This is a genomic window from Microcystis protocystis FBCC-A270, assembly GCF_050500235.1.
Classification (GTDB): domain Bacteria; phylum Cyanobacteriota; class Cyanobacteriia; order Cyanobacteriales; family Microcystaceae; genus Microcystis; species Microcystis ichthyoblabe_A.
Genome location: NZ_CP191407.1, coordinates 1,003,411 through 1,022,470 on the forward strand (window position 1 = coordinate 1,003,411; position 19,060 = coordinate 1,022,470).

Annotated in this window: 15 protein-coding genes, 2 tRNA genes and 2 pseudogenes; 13 read left to right on the forward strand and 6 right to left on the reverse strand. The window is 42.8% G+C overall.

Features of this window, described 5'->3' with window-relative positions:
- Window positions 1-22: 22 nt before the first annotated feature.
- Window positions 23-3,052 carry a tetratricopeptide repeat protein gene (locus tag ACQY1X_RS04915; protein ID WP_430015445.1) on the reverse strand — a complete coding sequence of 1,010 codons (3,030 nt, stop codon included), beginning with the start codon at window positions 3,050-3,052 and terminating at the stop codon, window positions 23-25.
- Window positions 3,053-3,145: 93 nt separating this feature from the next.
- Between ACQY1X_RS04915 and ACQY1X_RS04920 the strand changes: the two genes are divergently transcribed.
- Entirely contained in the window at window positions 3,146-3,292 is a 147-nt protein-coding gene (locus tag ACQY1X_RS04920) for a TauD/TfdA family dioxygenase (protein WP_271992670.1), read from the forward strand.
- 36 nt (window positions 3,293-3,328) lie between these two features.
- Here ACQY1X_RS04920 and ACQY1X_RS04925 read toward each other — a convergent pair.
- From ACQY1X_RS04925 to petE, 3 genes are all read right to left on the reverse strand, one after another.
- Window positions 3,329-3,402: transfer RNA gene (locus tag ACQY1X_RS04925), tRNA-Met, on the reverse strand.
- A gap of 83 nt (window positions 3,403-3,485) precedes the next feature.
- The gene (locus ACQY1X_RS04930) at window positions 3,486-5,213 is read right to left on the reverse strand and encodes a succinate dehydrogenase/fumarate reductase flavoprotein subunit (protein WP_430015446.1); all 1,728 of its coding nucleotides are present in this window, start codon (window positions 5,211-5,213) and stop codon (window positions 3,486-3,488) included.
- A 456-nt stretch (window positions 5,214-5,669) separates the two neighbouring features.
- Entirely contained in the window at window positions 5,670-6,047 is a 378-nt protein-coding gene (gene petE / locus ACQY1X_RS04935; protein ID WP_288001854.1) for a plastocyanin, read from the reverse strand.
- A 192-nt stretch (window positions 6,048-6,239) separates the two neighbouring features.
- On the opposite strand from petE, the gene petJ reads away from it, so the two are divergent.
- The 11 genes and pseudogenes from petJ (at window position 6,240) to ACQY1X_RS04990 (ending at window position 14,844) form a co-directional block, all read left to right on the forward strand.
- The gene (gene petJ / locus ACQY1X_RS04940; RefSeq protein WP_002732729.1) at window positions 6,240-6,560 is read left to right on the forward strand and encodes a cytochrome c6 PetJ; all 321 of its coding nucleotides are present in this window, start codon (window positions 6,240-6,242) and stop codon (window positions 6,558-6,560) included.
- Window positions 6,561-6,676: 116 nt separating this feature from the next.
- Entirely contained in the window at window positions 6,677-8,356 is a 1,680-nt protein-coding gene (locus ACQY1X_RS04945; protein WP_430015447.1) for a DUF3352 domain-containing protein, read from the forward strand.
- Between the two features lie 369 nt (window positions 8,357-8,725).
- Window positions 8,726-9,019 (forward strand): hypothetical protein, encoded by a 294-nt coding sequence (locus tag ACQY1X_RS04950; protein ID WP_002795247.1) that lies wholly within the window; start codon window positions 8,726-8,728, stop codon window positions 9,017-9,019.
- Window positions 9,009-9,272: a type II toxin-antitoxin system RelE family toxin gene (locus ACQY1X_RS04955; protein WP_002733470.1), complete on the forward strand. Its 264-nt coding sequence runs from the start codon at window positions 9,009-9,011 to the stop codon at window positions 9,270-9,272. The genes ACQY1X_RS04950 and ACQY1X_RS04955 overlap by 11 nt, the downstream gene beginning before the upstream one ends.
- 230 nt (window positions 9,273-9,502) lie before the next feature.
- Window positions 9,503-9,727, forward strand: a pseudogene (locus tag ACQY1X_RS04960) (DUF3352 domain-containing protein); the annotation flags it as partial.
- A 488-nt stretch (window positions 9,728-10,215) separates the two neighbouring features.
- Window positions 10,216-10,899: a PHP domain-containing protein gene (locus tag ACQY1X_RS04965; RefSeq protein WP_002734587.1), complete on the forward strand. Its 684-nt coding sequence runs from the start codon at window positions 10,216-10,218 to the stop codon at window positions 10,897-10,899.
- 229 nt (window positions 10,900-11,128) lie between these two features.
- Entirely contained in the window at window positions 11,129-13,027 is a 1,899-nt protein-coding gene (locus ACQY1X_RS04970) for an NAD(P)H-quinone oxidoreductase subunit F (RefSeq protein ID WP_002734668.1), read from the forward strand.
- 479 nt (window positions 13,028-13,506) lie between these two features.
- Window positions 13,507-13,578, forward strand: a tRNA-Thr gene (locus ACQY1X_RS04975).
- Between the two features lie 273 nt (window positions 13,579-13,851).
- Window positions 13,852-14,130: pseudogene (locus ACQY1X_RS04980) on the forward strand (IS1/IS1595 family N-terminal zinc-binding domain-containing protein); the annotation flags it as partial.
- Between the two features lie 96 nt (window positions 14,131-14,226).
- Window positions 14,227-14,454, forward strand: coding sequence for a DUF2281 domain-containing protein (locus ACQY1X_RS04985; protein WP_002731731.1), 228 nt, complete (start codon window positions 14,227-14,229; stop codon window positions 14,452-14,454).
- Window positions 14,455-14,535: 81 nt separating this feature from the next.
- Window positions 14,536-14,844, forward strand: coding sequence for a type II toxin-antitoxin system VapC family toxin (locus ACQY1X_RS04990; RefSeq protein WP_002734782.1), 309 nt, complete (start codon window positions 14,536-14,538; stop codon window positions 14,842-14,844).
- A gap of 743 nt (window positions 14,845-15,587) precedes the next feature.
- On the opposite strand, the gene ACQY1X_RS04995 is transcribed toward ACQY1X_RS04990, so the two are convergent.
- Entirely contained in the window at window positions 15,588-17,042 is a 1,455-nt protein-coding gene (locus ACQY1X_RS04995) for a protein kinase domain-containing protein (protein WP_430015448.1), read from the reverse strand.
- Window positions 17,043-17,132: 90 nt separating this feature from the next.
- The gene (locus ACQY1X_RS05000; RefSeq protein ID WP_430014094.1) at window positions 17,133-18,032 is read right to left on the reverse strand and encodes a J domain-containing protein; all 900 of its coding nucleotides are present in this window, start codon (window positions 18,030-18,032) and stop codon (window positions 17,133-17,135) included.
- Between the two features lie 264 nt (window positions 18,033-18,296).
- On the opposite strand from ACQY1X_RS05000, the gene ACQY1X_RS05005 reads away from it, so the two are divergent.
- Window positions 18,297-18,857, forward strand: coding sequence for a hypothetical protein (locus tag ACQY1X_RS05005; RefSeq protein ID WP_069474518.1), 561 nt, complete (start codon window positions 18,297-18,299; stop codon window positions 18,855-18,857).
- Window positions 18,858-19,060 lie beyond the last annotated feature (203 nt).

Here is a 19,060-nt window from a genome sequence, read left to right on the forward strand (position 1 = left end):
AAAAACTGAAATTTTCTCAGGTTTACTTTAAGTTATTGTCTGAATCTCCTAAGTTTCCCTGAATTTGCCCTAACAGTTCCTCACAATCTTTAACCAAGGGAATCCCCAATTCTTGGGATAATGCTAGGGCTTGTTGACAATGGGTATATGCGATTTGAATGTCACTTATCCGATACGCAATATTTGCAAGAGCAAAATGACAACGCATTACTATTTCCTGTAAAACAGTTCCTTGAGCAATAGCTAAGGATTTATTAATATAGTCTTTCGCTTGAATATATTTTTTAAGCTCAAAATAAGTTTTTCCAAGGTTATGTAAGCTTACTGCTATACCTCTCTGATAATTATTTTTTTGACTTAGCTCTAATGATTTCTCAAAGAATGCTAATGCTGTTTCATGTTGTTCTAAATGAGCATAGCAAGCCCCAAGAGAAATTAATTCAAGTGCAATTCCTCTTTGATCCCCCATTTCCTCTTTTAAGACTAAAGATTCTTGATGTTTAACGATTGCTTCTTGATATTTTCCCACGTCGGCATAACAATTCCCTATATTACCAAGTGACTCTGATATCCTTTGTTTGTTACCAATTTCTTCTCCTATTTTTAGAGATTTCTGATTATAAAAGATTGCCTCCTTATATTGACCTAAGCTTCGGAAGCAACACGCAAGATTATTATAAGCAAGTGCTAATCCCTGTTGATCGCCAAGAATCTCCTTGACGATTAAGCCTGCTTGATGATAGAGAATCGCCTGTAAATATCTGCCAGAATAGCTGTAACAATTTCCTATATTCAAAAATGCGGAAGCCATTCCTCCAAGATCATCAATCTTTTGTGAAATTTCAAAATGCCTTTTATGATTGTCTATAGCTTCATTCAATTTTCCTATAGAACTATAACAAATACCTAAATTACCAAAGGTCCCTGCCATACCTAGATAATTGCCAATTTTATCTTGAATTGCTAGACATTGCTCATGATACTTGATGGCTTGCTGATAATCGCCTTGCGAAAAGTAACAAATCCCTAAATTACCCAGTGCAGAAGAAACTCCTGCCCAATTTTTATTTTTTTCCGATAGGGCATAATGTTGCTTATGGATAGTAATTGCTTTTGAATATTCTCCTAAATTTTTATAACTTATTCCCAACAAAGACAACACAATGCCGAACTCTTGTTTTTGTTTTTGTTTTTGATCCTCTATCCAATTATTAATTAAAATCTCATATAATTCTATTGATTTTCGACTTAAGCCTGTGAAGTACAAAAAACTATTAACCGATTTATTTTTCCCTTCTCCGCCTCGATCCTCATCCAAAATATCATAAGCTAATTGCCATTCTCCCAATTCCCCCGCATGGTGAAACGCCTCTAAATATTCCTTCAAATCTTTCAAGGATTCCCAGGGAGGGACAGGTAAATGAGCTAAATAATAATTTAAGGCTAATTGATGGGCAGATCGCAATATTTCAGGATTTGCTTGATCTTGCACCACCATGGAAATTAAAGGCAAAAACTGAAACTGTCGCCGTTTTACATTGTATTCGGGTGGAAATTCTTGTAATAAAGATAAACGAGCTAAATAGCGTAAATCTTCCTCAGTTATTGCTGGAATTAACCCCTGGGCTAACCTGTCATCAAAACTCTCGCGCAATACCGATAACCGCGTTAAACTCTCCCTAAACTCTTTCGATAATCGCGCTAAACTGGCGGTAATCACTTCTCTGACACAGGTTTCCGTGTCGCGGTGATAGCCCTCCACATCAAACATATTTAAGCCCAAATTTTGCGACTCGGTGACAGAAACCCCTTTCCCAAACTTATCTTTCATCAAACTACAAACCAGTTCCATTAAGAGGGGATGACCTCCCATTTTATCGACAAATTGGGCTAATTCTTCATCGCTTCCCGTTAAGCCGTGATCTTCGGTGACATAACGCATCGCATCCGCTTCTTTTAACCCTTTTAAAGGCCAAGAATAATAATAATCTTGCAAATTGACGGGGAATTTTAGCTGTTCTCGACTGGTGACTAATAGCTTACTGCTGCTTTCTGTGTTTAACCATTTTTGCAAGAATTGCTGATAAACCAAATTTACTGGGGCAGTTAGTACCGTTTCCAAATTATTCAACACTAATAAACAGGGTTTAGCGGTTAACCCTTTGCTGATTGCGTCTATTAATTGCCCATCATTCCATTTTTCATCATAATTTTGTTTTAACTCCTCTAATAACCACCGTCCGAACTGTGCCAAAGGGTAAGGCTGGTTAAAATTAACCCATAATACTGGCCAATCAGCAGTTAATTGATCTGTAAACTTTCTCGCCAGGGCAGTTTTACCATAACCTCCGGCGGCGGTAATCTCGATTAACCTTAGATGGTCATTCCCTAACGCTGTTTGGAGTTCTTGCAATTCTTCCCGTCGTCCTTGCCATCTACGCACGGGTGGGAGTTGCGTATCCACTAACCCAGAGGTGGTCAGGGGTTGGACCGCTTTTTTAGAGGGTTCAGACTGTTTTTTTTTAGATTCTTCAATCAGCGATCGCAATTTATCCTCAACGGATACGAAAACTTTTTCATATTCTGATTTCTTTAGATCACAGAGAGGATTGCTGGGAGAATTATTGCTAGGAGACTGAAATTGATGTAAGTAAAATCTTTGTTCTATTCCCTCTTCATTAGTGTATTTAAAAGAAACACTTTTCACAGTAGAATGTCTAAGAAATATAGGAATTATAACGACTCCTTCTTCTTCACGTCTTTTCAAAATACGGGGTAATTCTTCATTCTTCACATAACGAGAATTAAGCAGATCTTGGCTAACCAAGACCATCGCAATTGTTACTTGTGATAAACTGTCTTTAATTTTTTCATCCCAAATATCCCCCGGTTGTATGTCGAGATCTGACCAGACTATTTTTTCCTCATCATTCAGAGGTTCGAGAAATTTTAACAGTCTGTCTCTCCATCCTTTGTCTTGGTGGGAATAACAAATAAAAATTGATGGCATATCTCTTTCCTCTGACATAACCACTTTTCTGTTATACCACATCTAACCCAGAAAACGGGTTTCTCTAAGAAACCCGTTTTCTAACTTAAGATTGGTCGATTTCAATCCCCGCTACTTCTTTCAAACATTTTGTAAATGGCACTGTTTGAAGCCTATCACGTTCCGCTCTATTTAAAAGCAGAACAGATCCTGATCATCGATAATTATACTTGTCTCCATTCTCGCCAATCTTACATTGACCCCAATCGCTGTCTTGAAAGGGTAATGTTCGATGTTCCCTAACGGGAAATCGGGGTTAACTACCGGCTTTATCAGTAATGGCGGGAAGCGGATTTGAACCACTGACCTTCGGGTTATGAGCCCGACGAGCTACCAGACTGCTCTATCCCGCGTTGCTTTATTTAGTATAGAACTAAATCTCGGTAAATGCCAAGGAGTTTGTAATATTCCTTTACATTTACCGTCCGACCAGAGGTTAATACTTACGTTCCACGGGGGTGAAATCCTGAATCACCACGGGCATATAGTCGATATCGATGCCCGAGGGGGAATAATAGGCGAGGGTATGCTGAAGGAAATTTTGGTCATCCCGTTGGGGAAAATCCTCGCGGGAGTGGGCCCCTCGGCTTTCTTGACGATTGAGGGCAGAGGTGAGGATAATTTCCCCCACCACCATGAGACTTTGTAATTCCCAGGCCTCGATTAGTTCCGTATTCCAGCAATCCCCCCTATCATCCAGGTAAATCTGCTCGTATTGGCGCTTTAATTCGCCGATTTGTTTAATTCCCTCGCGCATGGTCGCTTCGGTGCGAAAAACGCCGCAATGTTGGGTCATACAGTCTTGGAATTGCTGACGTAGTTGACCGATGCGAATCGTGCCTTTTTTGGTCAATAAAGCGGTGATTTCCTCTTTAGCATCCTGAAGGTAAATATCGGGATTAAATACGGGAAAAGCGCGTTTTTCGACGTATTTAGCGATCGATTTGCCGGTTCTTCTCCCATAGACCACACATTCTAACAGGGAATTACTGCCCAAACGATTGGCCCCGTGGACAGAGACACAGGAACATTCCCCGGCGGAGAAAAAGCCTTCGCTGAGGGTATCGGCACTTAAGCGAACGCGACCATCGGTATTAACGGGAATGCCGCCCATACAATAGTGAACTGTAGGACGGACGGGCATCGGTTCCTCTACCGCATCGACACCGACGAGACGGTGGGCCTCCTCCCAACAGAAGGGAATGCGACTCATAATTTTTTCCCGGCCTAAATGGCGTAAATCCAGATAGACAAAGGGACCCCCGGCGCTACCGTCCAGATTTACCCCCCGGCCGGCGCGAATTTCTAGGGTAATGGCCCGGGAAGTGATGTCCCGGGGTGCCAATTCCATGCGCGAGGGGGCGTAGTCTTCCATAAAACGACGACCTTCGCTATTGATTAAATAAGCGCCTTCACCCCGGACCGCTTCTGAGATTAAAACACCGACGGGATAGAGTCCCGTGGGGTGAAATTGGACAAATTCCATGTCTTCTAGGGGAATACCCGCTTTGGCCGATAAAGCTAAACCGTCTCCCGTACAGGCGAAATCGTTGGAGGTGGTGTTATAAACGCGACCATAGCCCCCCGTCCCGAACATAATTGCTTTTGCCCGGAGGATTTCTAACTGTCCGGTGGCGATTTGGTACATTACTACCCCTTTGGCCGTACTTTCTTCGAGGATAAGACGCAAAACGTACCATTCATCGTAGATTTTTACCTGATTACGGCCTAAATTGCTGACTAATTCGTGCAGCATGGCGTGACCGGTTTTATCGGCGGCGTAACAGGCCCGGTTATGGCTGTGACCGCCAAAGGCTCTTTGGGCAATGCGTCCATCTTCGAGACGGGAGAATAACACGCCTAGATGTTCCAATTCGATGATAACTTCGGGGGCTTCTCGGGTGAGGATATCCACCGCATCCTGGTCAGCCAGAAAATCGGAACCTTTGACAGTATCGTAGGCGTGGGCCTTGGGATTATCTTTGGGGTCAACGTTTTGCAGGGCGGCGGCGATACCTCCCTGGGCGGCGACGGAGTGGGAACGAATTGGGTGGGTTTTGGCAACGACAGCAACATCGATGGTCGGGTTGAGGCGTTTGATTTCTAAGGCGGCGCGGCATCCTGCTAACCCACCACCCACTATAACGACATCGTGTTCTTTCATGGCTGATTTTCCTACGGGCTTCTGTTTCTATGGTGGGGTGAGAATTGCTCAGAAGTCAGTTTTGTAACCGAGACTTTATATTTCAGGAGACAGCCCTTTCAGTTATCAGTTATCAGTTATCAGTTATCAGATGCGAGTTTTCAGTTCACTGATTACTGTTTACTGATTACTGAACTTGGTATGGTTCGCTCGGGGGGCATAAATCGACTAAATCCTTATCTGGCAAAAAACTTAATTGATGAGTTCGTTCTAGTTCAAAAACAATTGACAAAAATCGCCAAATGTCTTTCTCTATAAGAGTTTCATTCCTTATAACCCTGTCCGTTGCATAAGACAAACTGAAGAACCTCACTGATTACTGATTACTGTTTACTGATAACTGAAAAGTCTTCATAATTCCCAAAAAAACAACCCGCGGCAGTTAACCGCGAGTTATTTTTGGTTAAAATCGGATAATTACTGAACGGTAATCGTTCCGACCATACCGGCGCCGCGATGGGGTTCGCAGTAGTAGGTGTAAGTACCCGGTTCGCTGAAAGTGCTTTCAAAGGACTCACCGGCGGAAAAAGCCAGACCTTTATGGGATAATTTAGCAGCCTGGGCTTCGGGAACTTTGGTGCTATCGAAAACTATGTTATGGGGAGAAAGTTTGTTATTGACCCATTTCACCGTATCTCCTGCTTTAATAGTGAGGGCGGGGGGATCAAATTGTAGTGTACCCGCATCACCGCCCATCTTAACCGTGAAGGTTTCCGCAGCAGCGGAGGCAGTGTTGAAGAAGAAGCTAGAGACGACTAGCACCACGGTAGCGACCAATAAACCTAATTTTTTCATGCTTGTTAATCCTTTACACGAGGGAAGATGACAAGTTTGACAGCCTGTCTTTTGACAAAAAAGTAAAAGTTTGCTTTTAACTGTCCCATTGATTCATTCTACACGAAGTTTGACAGCTTGTCTTTTGACAAGAAAACCGGTTTTTTCTGACGATGGTTGGGGAATTTCTTAAGAAATAGAGGAGAACCAATCGTGAAAAGACTATTAATTTCCCTGTGCTTGCTCTTGGCTGTGGTTACATTCGGTATGGCTCGTCCCGCTTTAGCTGATGGGGCTTCGATTTTCAGTGCTAACTGCGCTTCCTGCCACATGGGCGGTAAAAACGTGGTTAATGCCGCTAAAACCCTGAAAAAAGAAGATTTAGTTAAATACGGCAAAGATTCCGTTGAAGCTATCGTTACCCAAGTTACCAAAGGTATGGGGGCGATGCCCGCTTTCGGTGGTCGTCTCAGCGCCGAAGATATCGAAGCTGTAGCTAATTATGTCCTCGCTCAAGCGGAAAAAGGCTGGTAAAAATTAGTTATCGGTGGCGAGTTATCGGTTATCAGTCTGGTAAGAATTGTAGCGATCGAAATTCTTGGGTCAATTGCTGGCTTAAAATAGCTAATGGTTCATCTCGGGACAAGGTTGTGAAATTGCGATCGTTTTTCTATATTTTAGGTGCGACGGTAATCATTCTCCTAGGAGTCGCTACAGCCAGTTTTGCTTGGATTCTCGCCGATAGTCCTCTGTCTTTGCTCAAAGGTGGGGTGCTGCGGGAACCGATGGCGGCGATTTTTGTGCCGAAACAGGCCCCGGTTATGGTATCCTTGTTGGTCAATCCCGAACGTTTAGAGTCTTTTGGTCAATTAATCGCTACACCGGCTAATCGACGACGTTCCCACCAAGAAATTAAGGATTTAGAAAAAACTCTGCTCGGTAAAACGGGATTAAATTATCAAAAGGAAATCAAACCTTGGTTAGGGGAAGAAATTACCCTCGCTGTTACTTCCCTAGATTTCGATCGCGATACCGATAATGGTATCCAACCGGGTTATCTTTTGGCAATTCAAAGTAAAGATGGCGAACGCGCTAAGGAATTTCTGCAAGCTTCCTACTCAAAACAGGCGGTTTCGGGCAAATTTGACCTTGTTTTTGAACTCTACAAGGGAGTTAACCTGATTTATCAACGTCCCTTGACCGCAGGAGATAATAATCGTTTTCTCGCTAGTGCCGTCGTCGGTGATACGGTGCTTTTTGCCAATAATATCAAGGTTTTGCGCGAGTCCCTTAATAACGTGCAAGTACCGGATTTAAACCTAAAAAATAGCCCTGATTACCGAGAAGCCCTCAAAAATATCACCGAACCGCGTATAGCTATAGTTTACGGCAATTTACCCCCGTTATCGGCTTGGATCGCTAATCAACCCGTCCCGGAGAGTCCCGAAGCAAAACAACGATTAGCCACGGCTTTTTCCCTCAAATCCGGCGGAATAGTCGCTCAAACCGCCTTAATTGGAGTCTTAGGACAGGATGACCAAGCACCAATTTTATCTAGTCCCGTGGGAGCATTATCTTTTATCGGCGAAAATAGCCTTTTAGTTGCCGCTAGTCGCGATTTAAATCGTTTTTGGACTCAGGTAGAGGAGGGGTTAGAAGCAGATAGTCCCCTACAGGAATTAATAACACAGGTCTTAAACCGCTTCCAGTCGCCTTTAGGTTTAAATTTGCCTGAAGACGTTTTTAGCTGGGTTAGAGGCGAATATAGTCTCGCTCTCGTGCCTAGTTCAAAGGGGATGGAACCCGATAGTGTTTTTCTAGGGGAACGGGTGATGGGGGTAGAGGTGGACAGTGCGATCGAACATTTGGATGAGTTGGCCCGCAGTCGCGGCTATAATGTGGTTAATCTGCCTTTACTCGATCGAACGGTGACAGCTTGGACAAAGTTAACCACGGCGGTCCCGGGAGGAAAAGCGCAACTAGAGACGCTCGTGACGGGAGTGCATACTAGGGTCGATAATTATGAAATTATCGCTAGTTCTGTGGAAGCGATGGGTTTAGCTTTATCTGCACAGAAAAACCCCATCTTAGGTAGTGGTAAGTTTCGACAGGCAATTACTGCTTTACCCGCAGAAAATGATGGTTATTTTTACGCCGATTGGCGACAATTGCAACCAGTAATCGAGGCAAAATTCCCGATCGTGCGGGTGTTAGAATTATCGATTAAGCCTTTATTTAATAATCTGCGTTCTCTTACTATTAGCAGCCAAGGTAGTGAAAATTCTGTGCGTCGGGGAACGATTTTCTTTAATCTGGGAGTGAAGTCTTAATCAGTTATCAGTTATCAGTTATCAGATAGAAGCTTGTAGGTTTGGTTGAGCGATTTAATACTTAGGAGAAAACTGCTCGATTCAATGGTTTGAGGTAAACCCAACATTCTTGACGACATTGGTGTGGTTGGGTTTCCCTCAAGCGTCGCTAATAACCGTTCTGGATCCGTTATCAAGTAGCCAGTGGTATTGATTCTGTGGAAGGACTCTCTTGGGGTAGTATAAATGTAGAGGGAGAAACATTACCTCTCCAGACGCGAATCGCTGAGGGTCATCAATTCCCAGATTAGATTACAAGGTAGCAAGCCCTAGCTTGAAAAATTCGCTAAGATATATATAATCAACTTAAAAGGAGCAATTTATCAAACTATGAATATTACTGACGTTCAAGTAAATCTCTCGACCTCAGAAGATTTTTTAGATTCTGAAACATTAGCACAGATTGATTTAATGCAGCAAAAAATTCAACAATATCTCCAAACCTTGTCATTAGAAAATTTAAAGACTATTCTAGAATTTGCTGCTTATTTATCAGATAAAGAGAGTGAGCAAGCAACCCAAGAAATTAGAGAAATTCCCAATATCATAGAAAAATTAAAAGAAGCTGAGATGGATTTACAATCAGGTCGTCTCATTGATTGGAAAAACTCAGATGATTTATAAAGTCTGTTTAACAGCTAAAGCTAATAAAGTTTATTCTGAAGCTGATTCAGTCTTGAGAAAGAAGATTGCTAAGTGTTTAAAGATTCTTCAAGAAACGCCCAAAAATCACCCTCAAATTAAAGCATTAAAGGGAGAATTTGCTGGGAAGTATCGCTTCCGAGTCGGGGACTATCGGGTTATTTATATCGTTGATGATAGTCAATCTCAAGTTATTGTCTTACTCATTGAACATCGCAGTCAAGCTTACCGCTAATAAAACGCGATGAATGCAACAGCGGTCTAGTCCTTTTTCTTGGGTTGAGCGAATCAATAGGTTAAAGAAAACCTCTCAATTCTAAGGGAAAACGAAACCCAACAGCCAACACCTCAATCCGTCTGAATGAGCGATCGCTATTCTCCTCCTCCCATGGCTTTTTGTGGGGTTTCCTTGGGTCAATCCAACCGACGGTAATTGCTATGATTACTATAGGATTTGAAAAGGGTGCGCGTTCGGCCTTAATTGGGGTCTTAGGACAGGATGACCAAGCACCAATTTTATCTAGTCCCGTGGGAGCATTATCTTTTATCGGCGAAAATAGCCTTTTAGTCGCCGCTAGTCGCGATTTAAATCGTTTTTGGACTCAGGTAGAGGAGGGGTTAGAAGCAGATAGTCCCCTACAGGAATTAATAACACAGGTCTTAAACCGCTTCCAGTCGCCTTTAGGTTTAAAGTCAAAACTTTAGTATTCTTAGTCCATAGTAATACCAAATTTCTAAATCCATGACAGACATCCACGCTCGAATGCTTGCCAAGCTTGCATTCGTTGTGACGCAAATAAAGAAAAATGGTATAAGCTGTCAGTGTATCTAAGTTACTCGTCAAGACTGTCTATGAGAAGAGAGCGTGGAGAGGGATCCAGAACATTTATACTAAAAAGCTTAGTACATCTGGCTTGCTGAATAAATCTGAAATATCGACGAATTAAGGGTTTTAGGGTCTTGTTTCGCGAAACAGGTGCGAGATTTTGAGTCCTGTAGGGGCAGCGATAACCGATAATCAGCGCGGAGACAGAAGAAGGCTCCGATTCCCGCTTAATATTCATTGACGAACAGTCTCTAACGGTGTTACCGGTAACAGCAGCTACCCAATTTTTCTTGATATTTGCTATGCTGATTCTTAACAATTTGTAATCTTTGGGAAAGTTCCTCAATACTGCATGGTCGTTTCTGCTACAATCCCACCCCTAGCTCAAGATACCCTCGCCCTGAAAGCGGTGTGGGCAAATATTGGCTATGATAGTTGTCCCCACCATTACAATTTCCATCTTCACACCCATTGTTCCGATGGTCAAATGAGTCCCCAAGGCTTGATGAGACAAGCGTTAGATATCGGACTAAAAGGATTAGCAATTACCGATCATCACTCGATCGAAGGTTATCGACAAGCCCAAATTTGGCTAGAAAATCAGCATTTAAAGAGTTCTCTACCCCATCTCTGGACAGGGGTAGAAATTACGGCGAATCTCTTAGAGACAGAAGTGCATATTCTTGGCTATGGTTTCGATCCCGCTCATGCCGTCTTGACTCCCTATCTGCAAAGAACCAAACCGGAAGGAGATCTGGCTTTAGCCTCTAGAGTCATTAAAAGTTTACAGCAAGCGGGGGCTTTAGTAGTTCTCGCCCATCCCTTTCGTTACCATCGCCCCGCAGCCGATTTAGTGGCGGCGGCAGTAGAATTGGGTATTGATGGTATTGAGGCTTTTTATGCCTATGGCAATCCCAAACCTTGGCTACCCAGTCAACCGGAAACCGAACAAGCGCTCGCTCTGAGTCGTCAATATCAATTATTTGCCACCTGTAGCACCGATTCCCACGGTAAATCTTTATTACAGCGCATTTAGCCTGATCGCAGGATTAAAGGTAAAATACCTAAATTGACTAAACTCGATCGAGAAAGGATCGAGTGTTGGTTTTTTATGGCCGTTGATCAGTGATCAGTAATCAGTAACCAGTAACCGGTGAAAGAGCCTAAATTTGTTGAAAATTGAAAACCTAAACCTGATAACTTAAAACTTAAACCTGATCACTGATAACTGATAACTGATAACTGATAACTGAATAACCCCCTGAATGAAAGATTTATTCCTATACACTTGCTGGTTAATTCCCATTTATGGCTTAATTGGTTCGATTTTAACCTTGCCTTGGTCTTTAGGCATTATTAGTCGCACCGGTCCGCGGCCGGCCGCTTATATTAACCTATTGATGACCGTCTTAGGATTAATACACGGATCGATCGCCTTTAACCAAATTTGGCATCGAGAGACGATTAAACTGGCTTTTGAATGGGTAAAAGTGGCCGATCTTAGTTTATCTCTTTCGATCGAACTTTCTCCCGTCAGTTTGGGGACGCTGGAACTAATTACCCTCATCAGTCTCTTGGCCCAAATCTATGCCCTTGGCTACATGGAAAAGGATTGGTCTTTGGCGAGATTTTATGGCTTAATGGGCTTTTTTGAGGCAGCTTTGGGGGGAATTGCCCTCAGTGACTCCCTACTATTCAGTTACGCTTTCCTAGAGATGTTAACGGTCTCTACCTATCTCCTCGTCGGTTTTTGGTATGCTCAACCTTTGGTCGTAACCGCGGCCCGAGATGCCTTTTTAACCAAGCGCGTCGGCGATATTATTTTATTGATGGGTTTGGTGGCTCTGTCCAGTTACGGAGAGGGATTAAGTTTTTCTCAGTTAGAAAATTGGGCAGTAAATAACCCTGTACCACCTCTGACGGCGACTTTGTTAGGATTAGCCCTTATTGCTGGTCCAACGGGTAAATGCGCCCAATTTCCCCTGAATTTGTGGCTAGATGAGGCGATGGAGGGACCAAATCCAGCCGGAATCATGCGGAATTCGATCGTGGTTTCAGCCGGGGCCTATGTTTTAATTAAGCTGCAGCCAGTATTTACCCTATCTCCGATCGCGGCCAATGTTTTAATAGTGTTGGGGACAATGACGGCAATTGGTACTTCTCTGATGGCCTTATCCCAAATTGATATTAAACGGGTTTTATGTCACTCTACCAGTGCCTATCTCGGTTTGGTCTTTATTGCGGTGGGATTAGGTCATGTGGATATCGCCTTACTAATTTTATTCTCCCATGCGGTGGCAAAAGCTTTATTGTTTATGAGCGCAGGAGCCTTAATTCTCACCACCAGTAACCAAAATATCACGGAAATGGGCGGAATTTGGGCAAGAATGCCCGCCACGACCACGGCTTTTTTAGGAGGTTCCGCGGGGATGACGGTTTTAATGCCCCTGGGGATGTTTTGGACGTTAAAACGGTGGTTAGGTGGCGAATGGGCGATTCCTTGGTGGTTATTAGCGGTTTTAATCTTTGTTAATTGTCTTAGCATTATCAATCTTACTCGGGTCTTTCGTTTAGTCTTTTTGGGACAAACCCAAAGTAAAACCCATCGCACCCCGGAAGTGGCTTGGCCGATGGCTTTGCCCATGGTAGCATTGATTTTAATCGTTTTATTGGCCCCGATTATTCCCCTACGTTGGGATTTTTGGCTATCTTTCACCAATCCTCTCGTTAATAACCAGAGTTTCACCATTGTCTGGGGTTTTCCCTTATTGATGGCCTCTGGAGTAATTGGCCTAGTCATCGGGTTAATGGTAGAGTTAAGACGAGCTTGGGCGAGACCAACCGGGTTAATCCTGCGATTCCTGCAAGATTTGTTCGCTTATGACTTCTATCTCGATCGCATCTATCAGTTTACCGTGGTTTTAGCGGTGGGGAGCTTGTCCAAAATTACCGCTTGGCTCGATCGTTATATTATTGATGGTCTGGTTAATTTAGTCAGTTTAGCGACGATTTTTAGCGGCAGTGCCTTAAAATATAATGTTTCCGGTCAATCGCAATTTTATGTCTTGACTATTCTTTTCGGAATAGGGGGATTAATCTGGCTCTTATTAAACGGTCAATGGTCACTGATAACTAATTATTGGTCATCCCTTTTGACTCATTGAACCTCTGTGTATTGGTCCCTAGTCTCCCGGCAGCTGACTAGGGAAGGAAAGCAGGGTGATGAACTTGACATCCTCGCCGCCCTAAAAGTGCGGCGATTCCTAAACCTCACGATTTAAGTTTCTGCTTCCACCACCGTCGCATACCACAGTTAAAAAACCATGTACTGTCTTACACAGAGTCCACAGACTTTCGCCCCATTTCAGAAGCCCGATTCCGTTTGTCCCACGGTACGTTGACCGCCTATAGCTTCTTGTACTTGTTGCGCGCGACTTTTTACCCGGCCAAGCTTTTCTGGTCGGAACCCCCTAAGCCGAGTTTTCAAGGTGCTGCGCCGTCCACTTGGTTTTCGAGACTGGCCTTTTAATTCTAACGTAAAGCCAACCTAGAACGGCGGGGTTTCAGACCCAAAATTTCCGATGATCGACGAGGAAAAAATCTCCACTTGGTCTATTTGTGTTATAATGGGTTGGTTAAAAATGCTGGTGTAGCTCAGTGGTAGAGCAGCTGATTTGTAATCAGCCGGTCGCGGGTTCAAATCCCATCACCAGCTTCTGGGAAAACCAAATGTTTTCAGTCCCGACAAAGCTTTGGTGGCTTGTTTCGCAGCAAGGTTTACTGATTCTGTCGGTCTTTTTTGGTCATTGTTGGGTCAGTTGGTAATGATTCGGTAGTAGTGGCGTAGCCCTCTTGCCTACCTGGTATGAATTGTGTAAAATATTTATTAATAAAAATAATTGGAACCCGATCAGTCTTTAAACCTCTAGCTTGATCATGACTTTTCTGATAAATATCTTTTTCTGGCTCCTGTCTAGCTTACTCAAATATCAGTCTAGCACCGAAAAAATACCCCCCTAGTTCACCTCTATTCCCCTGTTCTAATTGTGGTTCTCACCATACTATCAAGAATGGTTCTATTCATAATGGAAAACCCAAACGTCAATGTAAAGAATGTGGTCGTCAGTTTGTGATCAATCCCACTAATAAAACTGTCTCTGACGAAACCAAACAATTAATTGATAAACTCTTACTCGAACGAATTTCCTTACGAGTAATTGCTAGAGTAACAGGGGTAAGTTGGTCATTTTTACAAAATTATGTCAACAGTAGTGCGATCGCACTATCCATAACTTGTCCCCTCATCGCTGAAAACCCATGCTATCCTTGAGGTATTGCCCCAAAATCCTCAAATCAAATCGTTATGAACGATGCTGACCTAGATACCAATTCTCCTTTATTGCAAACCCTTCAGACATTACCTGTCCAACAACAACAAGAAATTCTCGATTTTTTGGAATCTATAGTCAATCAACACCATCAAACCCAAATAACCCAAACAGGTAGAATTGCAGGATTATATCAAGGTCAAGGCTGGATCAGCGATGACTTTAACGAACCCCTAACCGATGAACTCTTGCCGCCAACTTAACCCATGCAACTTTTATTAGATACCCATAGCTTTATTTGGTGGTCAATTAACTCATAAAAACTATCACTAACCGGGCAAGATTTGTTATTTGATCGAAATAATCGCTTGTTTTTAATCGTTGCTAGTGTCTGGGAAATGCAAATAAAACTGCAACTGGGAAAATTACAACTTAACCCATCTTTACAGGAATTAATTAAAAATCAAATAACCATTAATAATCTAGAAATACTTTCTATTGATCTAGCTCATATCTGGACACTAGCAACCCTTATCCACTATCATAAAGACCCCTTTGATCGACTTTTAATATCCCAATCAATAACCGAAATTATGCCTATTCTGAGCATTGATGAGATATTTGACCTTTACCCCGTTCAAAGAATTTGGTAAATTTCCCAAAATGTTAGGCGATCGCTCACCTCGCAGCTAGGTCAAGCAACACCCCCACCCAACGTCAAAGGCAGACAACAGAAGGATACACATCCCAAAAAAACAACTGTGTCAAAAGCTACAATTTAATAAATCTTTACATTCCTCTCCCTAGCTTAGCGATTCACAGAGCAAGGATTCTCAGGTGTTTTCCCCTGTTTTACTGCTTCTCAGACGAACTATTTTTTTTCCGTGAGGGATTGTGGCGCAGTGTGTCGGATTCGCCTTTGCCTTCTCTCTTGACTGATCCTCAACTCGATCGCAAACTAAATTAAACAGGATTACCTCGCACCAGCCAGATGATAGAAATAATTGAATATGGCTAAATTACCAGAGGAAACCCTAACTAGCATTTTTGATCTACTGCGTCAACTGGCAGAGCAGATAGAATCAGAAGAATTAAGCCTAAACAGTAGCTCTCTTTCATTGTAGGCAAAAGGGGAAAGGTTTAAGAAAAAATTATCATCTTCCCCTTGCCAGACTTCTGCAAGCAGTCTATTAATTACGGGCTGCTGAAAAAGTTTTTCGTGGGGTGTGGGGTGTGGGGTGTAGGGTTTTACCGATTTTGAGGGGGTCAATTACCTAATTTTCAGGGAAAAAGTCCAGGAATTTTACCCCCGATCACTCCCAGATATGGTACTTTTTGATTGACAAAAAGTCTAAAAGTCTTACCCAACAAGGTTTTTAGATTTATTCAGCAAACCCTAATTACTATTTTCTTCAGGAGGAGAAGGTGATAAAACAGGAGGAGCAATCGGTTCAATTTTATCCTCATTAACCGGGGGATTAATCACCTCTGGAACAGGAGAAGGCGAAGGCGAAGGCGAAGGCGAAGGCGAAGGAAGGGGAGAAACTTGAGGACTCGGATCTGTTTCAGGAAGAGGAACAGGAATAGGAATTACTTCTTCTGGGGTGGGACTAGGAGTTAATTCTGGAGTCACTTCTGGACTAGGAATCACCTCTGGGGTAGGAGTGGGGGATGGGGTAGGAGTTGGGGAATAAATGGGAGTCCGTCGGCGAGAAGGTCGTCGGATAGGGGGAAAATCTTGGGAGGGAGGAGGAATGATTTCAGGACTAGGAGAAGGTTCGAGGGTTGGTGATGGTTTGATTTCCTCATTTTTGGGTAAAAGAGCCATAAATCCCCGATATCCCAGGGCAAAAGCTCCAATTGTCACCGCAAAAATCAGCAAAATCCGCAGCCAAGGATTCTTTTTTTCCCCGGAATTGGGTTGAATAACCACAGTGGGGGAGACGGTTGGTTTTTGGGGTGTAGAGGACTTTAATCGGGGACTATGGGGAGAAACCGCGATAGTTGGTTGGGTGGACAAATCCGGGGATATTTCTGCCAAAGCTGCCAACATTTCCCTAGCAGTAGCAAATCGATCCCGGGGATGAAAACGGATCGCTTGATCGATTACCATAGCTAAATTAGGATTAACATTTTCTGCCTCCTGTCGCCAGAGAATTTCCCCCGTGCGCGAGTCAGTTTCTAGATATTGGGGAGTTTTTCCCGTTAATAAAAAAATCGCCGTTAAGCCTAGGCTGTAAAGGTCACTAGAAAAGACCGGTCTCCCGGCAGCCTGTTCCGAAGCCATATAACCGGGGGTGCCAAGGGCGATCGAATAGGCACTTTTTCCCGTAGGATCGAGTAAGGTGGCGACTGCTTCTTTCATTACCCCAAAATCGATTAAAACGGGCAAATTATCACTATTTCTTAAGATAATATTATCGGGTTTCACATCCCGGTGAATAATGCGGCGACTGTGAATAAAATCAAGAACAGGCAGTAAATTCTCCAAAATCGTCCGCACTGCTGAGGAAGATAAATTTCCCTGTCGTTGCTGTTTTTGGGTTAGTGTCTCCCCTTCAATCCACTCCTGCACCAGATAGAAGTGATTATCTTGGGCAAAATAACCGTATAAACGGGGTATTTGGCGATTTTGTTCCCCCAATTCCTCTAAAACGCTTGCTTCTTTCTGAAAACGTTCTTTTAACCATTCTGGCATCTCCTCACTTTGAATAGCCGGCTGCAATTTTTTAATCACACAGCGCCGTTGAGAAGGCATATTCGTATCGATAGCGATATAAGTTTCCCCAAATCCCCCCCTAGCAAGGGTGCTAACAATTTGGTAGCGATTGTTTAAAAGCACTAGATTCATTACCCTGAGAGTGCAAGCGTGGTCATAAATTGTTCCTAGACTAACATTCTTTCGTTAAGGAAAAAGTCAAGGGAAAAACTAGAGTCAAGTCTAAGGAATCCAGCGACGGATTTTCGTCCACAAAGGTGCATTATCTTGACTACTCATCTCCTGAAAACCTTGATAACAATCGTAGGCGCGATTAAGATGGGCAGTGATTTCTGTCGCATTGGGATGGGAATTGCGATCGGGATGCCAATAACACAAGAGAGTTTTATAATTGTTCTCAATCCGGCTAGTCGTGGTAAAAGGAGTAATCCCCAAAACTCGCCACCAAACGGGATTAGCCGACTCTATAATCATCACGGCCAAGGAACGGGGCGAAGGATAGAGAATTTGGGCGATTAATGACCAATCTGACCCATAACACCGCCGATAAACCGCTTTAACCCGCTCTTTTCCCAACTGTTCACAAGCTTGTAAATGCCATTGACGAAAATCCCTCCGCATCTGCTGATGAGTTCGCAAATCTCGCTGGGCAAATCTGCCCTCAGCTAGTTTATTAGCCCCGATAGTGTTAAAGTTACCATTAGCGATCGCTTTTAGATCCCAGTAGAGATGATAAAAAGGATCTTGACCCAAGGCGAGACTTTCCAGAATTTCCTTAGCGTAACCTCTAGCTGGATTTAATCGCAATAATTCCCGTAATTCCCGACAAAACTGCTCATTTTCGGGCATACCACGCCATTGCCAATAATTAACATCCGGTTTTGCCAGAGACTGCCTATATATACTACGCCAAACTTGCGGAACAGTACAAGCGATCGGGGTAGCCAAGGGAGTAGCCAGGGGACAAAATTGACCCTTTAAAGAGCTTTCAGGAGCATCTTCTAGTAAACAGGCAAGATGATAGGCGGGATGACTACGGGGCTTTTTTTGGGGGCTAATAAACCAAAAAGCCGTTAAAATAAGAATTAGGTACAAGAGTAGAGAAAGAATTTGCTCCGCCATCGCCACTTTTAGTTAGTCTGCTCAGTTACCTCAAGAATTATAATTGGTGCTATGGTCGCTGAAAAGTTCTTTGTATCTCGGCTGATTGTCAGAAATCTACAAAACGGGGTGATATGCCGAAAGTTTCCATATATTCTTACTCTAAGGATTGTTGTTGGCAAATTTTCTTTATAGTTAATAGTTAGCTTGCCATCTTTACGCTCAAAAATCGGAGTTCATAGACTTATATAGTCTCCAGAGTAAAATTAACCAAAGGGTGATTTCATGAAATTGCTAATAAAAATACTAAAAAACTTTCGGAAATTATTCAAGTCAGAAGTTACTTCTCAAGAGTTAAATATCAGAGAAGGTTTGGAGTACCTAAAAGAAACCTCTGAATCCGCCAATAAAACATGGGAATTGTTTCAATATTTTCGTAGTGAAATTCAACATGAACATAGCTTATTAATGGGTCGTGTAACTTGGTATATTACTTGCCAATCTTTTTTACTTACTGTATATGCTATTACTTACAGCAATAGCAAAGGACCAAACTGGTTTTCTAATCTTTTGCTACCGAGCCTAGCAATTATTGTATCTTTTTTGTCTTATTTTATGATTCAGGGTGCTACAAAAACTATTGATATGTGGGGGAAATTACGTTTAAAATTAGTTAGTGAGAATTCAAAATTAGACCCTGTTCTTATTCCTCGATGGCGTTCAAATGCTCCTAAAGATGACCCTATTCATTTGAGAGCACTTTGGTTTCCTCAGTTTATTTCAATTCTTTTTGTAGTCATTTGGGTGCTGATTGCATATTTTTCTTGGAGGTTTCCTTGGCTATAACTACCAGCGATCGCCGCTATGGTAGATATGGTAAAGTGCGTTCCTTAATGCGAGTCCTACCGCTACAGCGATCGATTTTGGGGAACACACCATGGTCATTGATTCAAGTAAATGATAATAAGCTAAAAACGTCTAGGCACAGGGACGGACGGGAGTGCGATCGGATATAGACAAATATGGGGGCATTTTACCTTACTTTTTGG

What these genes read in the sequence shown, in the direction of transcription:
- ACQY1X_RS04915 (WP_430015445.1), bottom strand. Translation starts at nt 3,052, where the DNA reads ATGTGGTATAACAGAAAAGTGGTTATGTCAGAGGAAAGAGATATGCCA.
- ACQY1X_RS04920 (WP_271992670.1), top strand. Translation starts at nt 3,146, where the DNA reads ATGGCACTGTTTGAAGCCTATCACGTTCCGCTCTATTTAAAAGCAGAA.
- ACQY1X_RS04930 (WP_430015446.1), bottom strand. Translation starts at nt 5,213, where the DNA reads ATGAAAGAACACGATGTCGTTATAGTGGGTGGTGGGTTAGCAGGATGC.
- petE (WP_288001854.1), bottom strand. Translation starts at nt 6,047, where the DNA reads ATGAAAAAATTAGGTTTATTGGTCGCTACCGTGGTGCTAGTCGTCTCT.
- ACQY1X_RS04950 (WP_002795247.1), top strand. Translation starts at nt 8,726, where the DNA reads ATGAATATTACTGACGTTCAAGTAAATCTCTCGACCTCAGAAGATTTT.
- ACQY1X_RS04955 (WP_002733470.1), top strand. Translation starts at nt 9,009, where the DNA reads ATGATTTATAAAGTCTGTTTAACAGCTAAAGCTAATAAAGTTTATTCT.
- ACQY1X_RS04965 (WP_002734587.1), top strand. Translation starts at nt 10,216, where the DNA reads ATGGTCGTTTCTGCTACAATCCCACCCCTAGCTCAAGATACCCTCGCC.
- ACQY1X_RS04970 (WP_002734668.1), top strand. Translation starts at nt 11,129, where the DNA reads ATGAAAGATTTATTCCTATACACTTGCTGGTTAATTCCCATTTATGGC.
- ACQY1X_RS04985 (WP_002731731.1), top strand. Translation starts at nt 14,227, where the DNA reads ATGAACGATGCTGACCTAGATACCAATTCTCCTTTATTGCAAACCCTT.
- ACQY1X_RS04995 (WP_430015448.1), bottom strand. Translation starts at nt 17,042, where the DNA reads ATGAATCTAGTGCTTTTAAACAATCGCTACCAAATTGTTAGCACCCTT.
- ACQY1X_RS05000 (WP_430014094.1), bottom strand. Translation starts at nt 18,032, where the DNA reads ATGGCGGAGCAAATTCTTTCTCTACTCTTGTACCTAATTCTTATTTTA.
- ACQY1X_RS05005 (WP_069474518.1), top strand. Translation starts at nt 18,297, where the DNA reads ATGAAATTGCTAATAAAAATACTAAAAAACTTTCGGAAATTATTCAAG.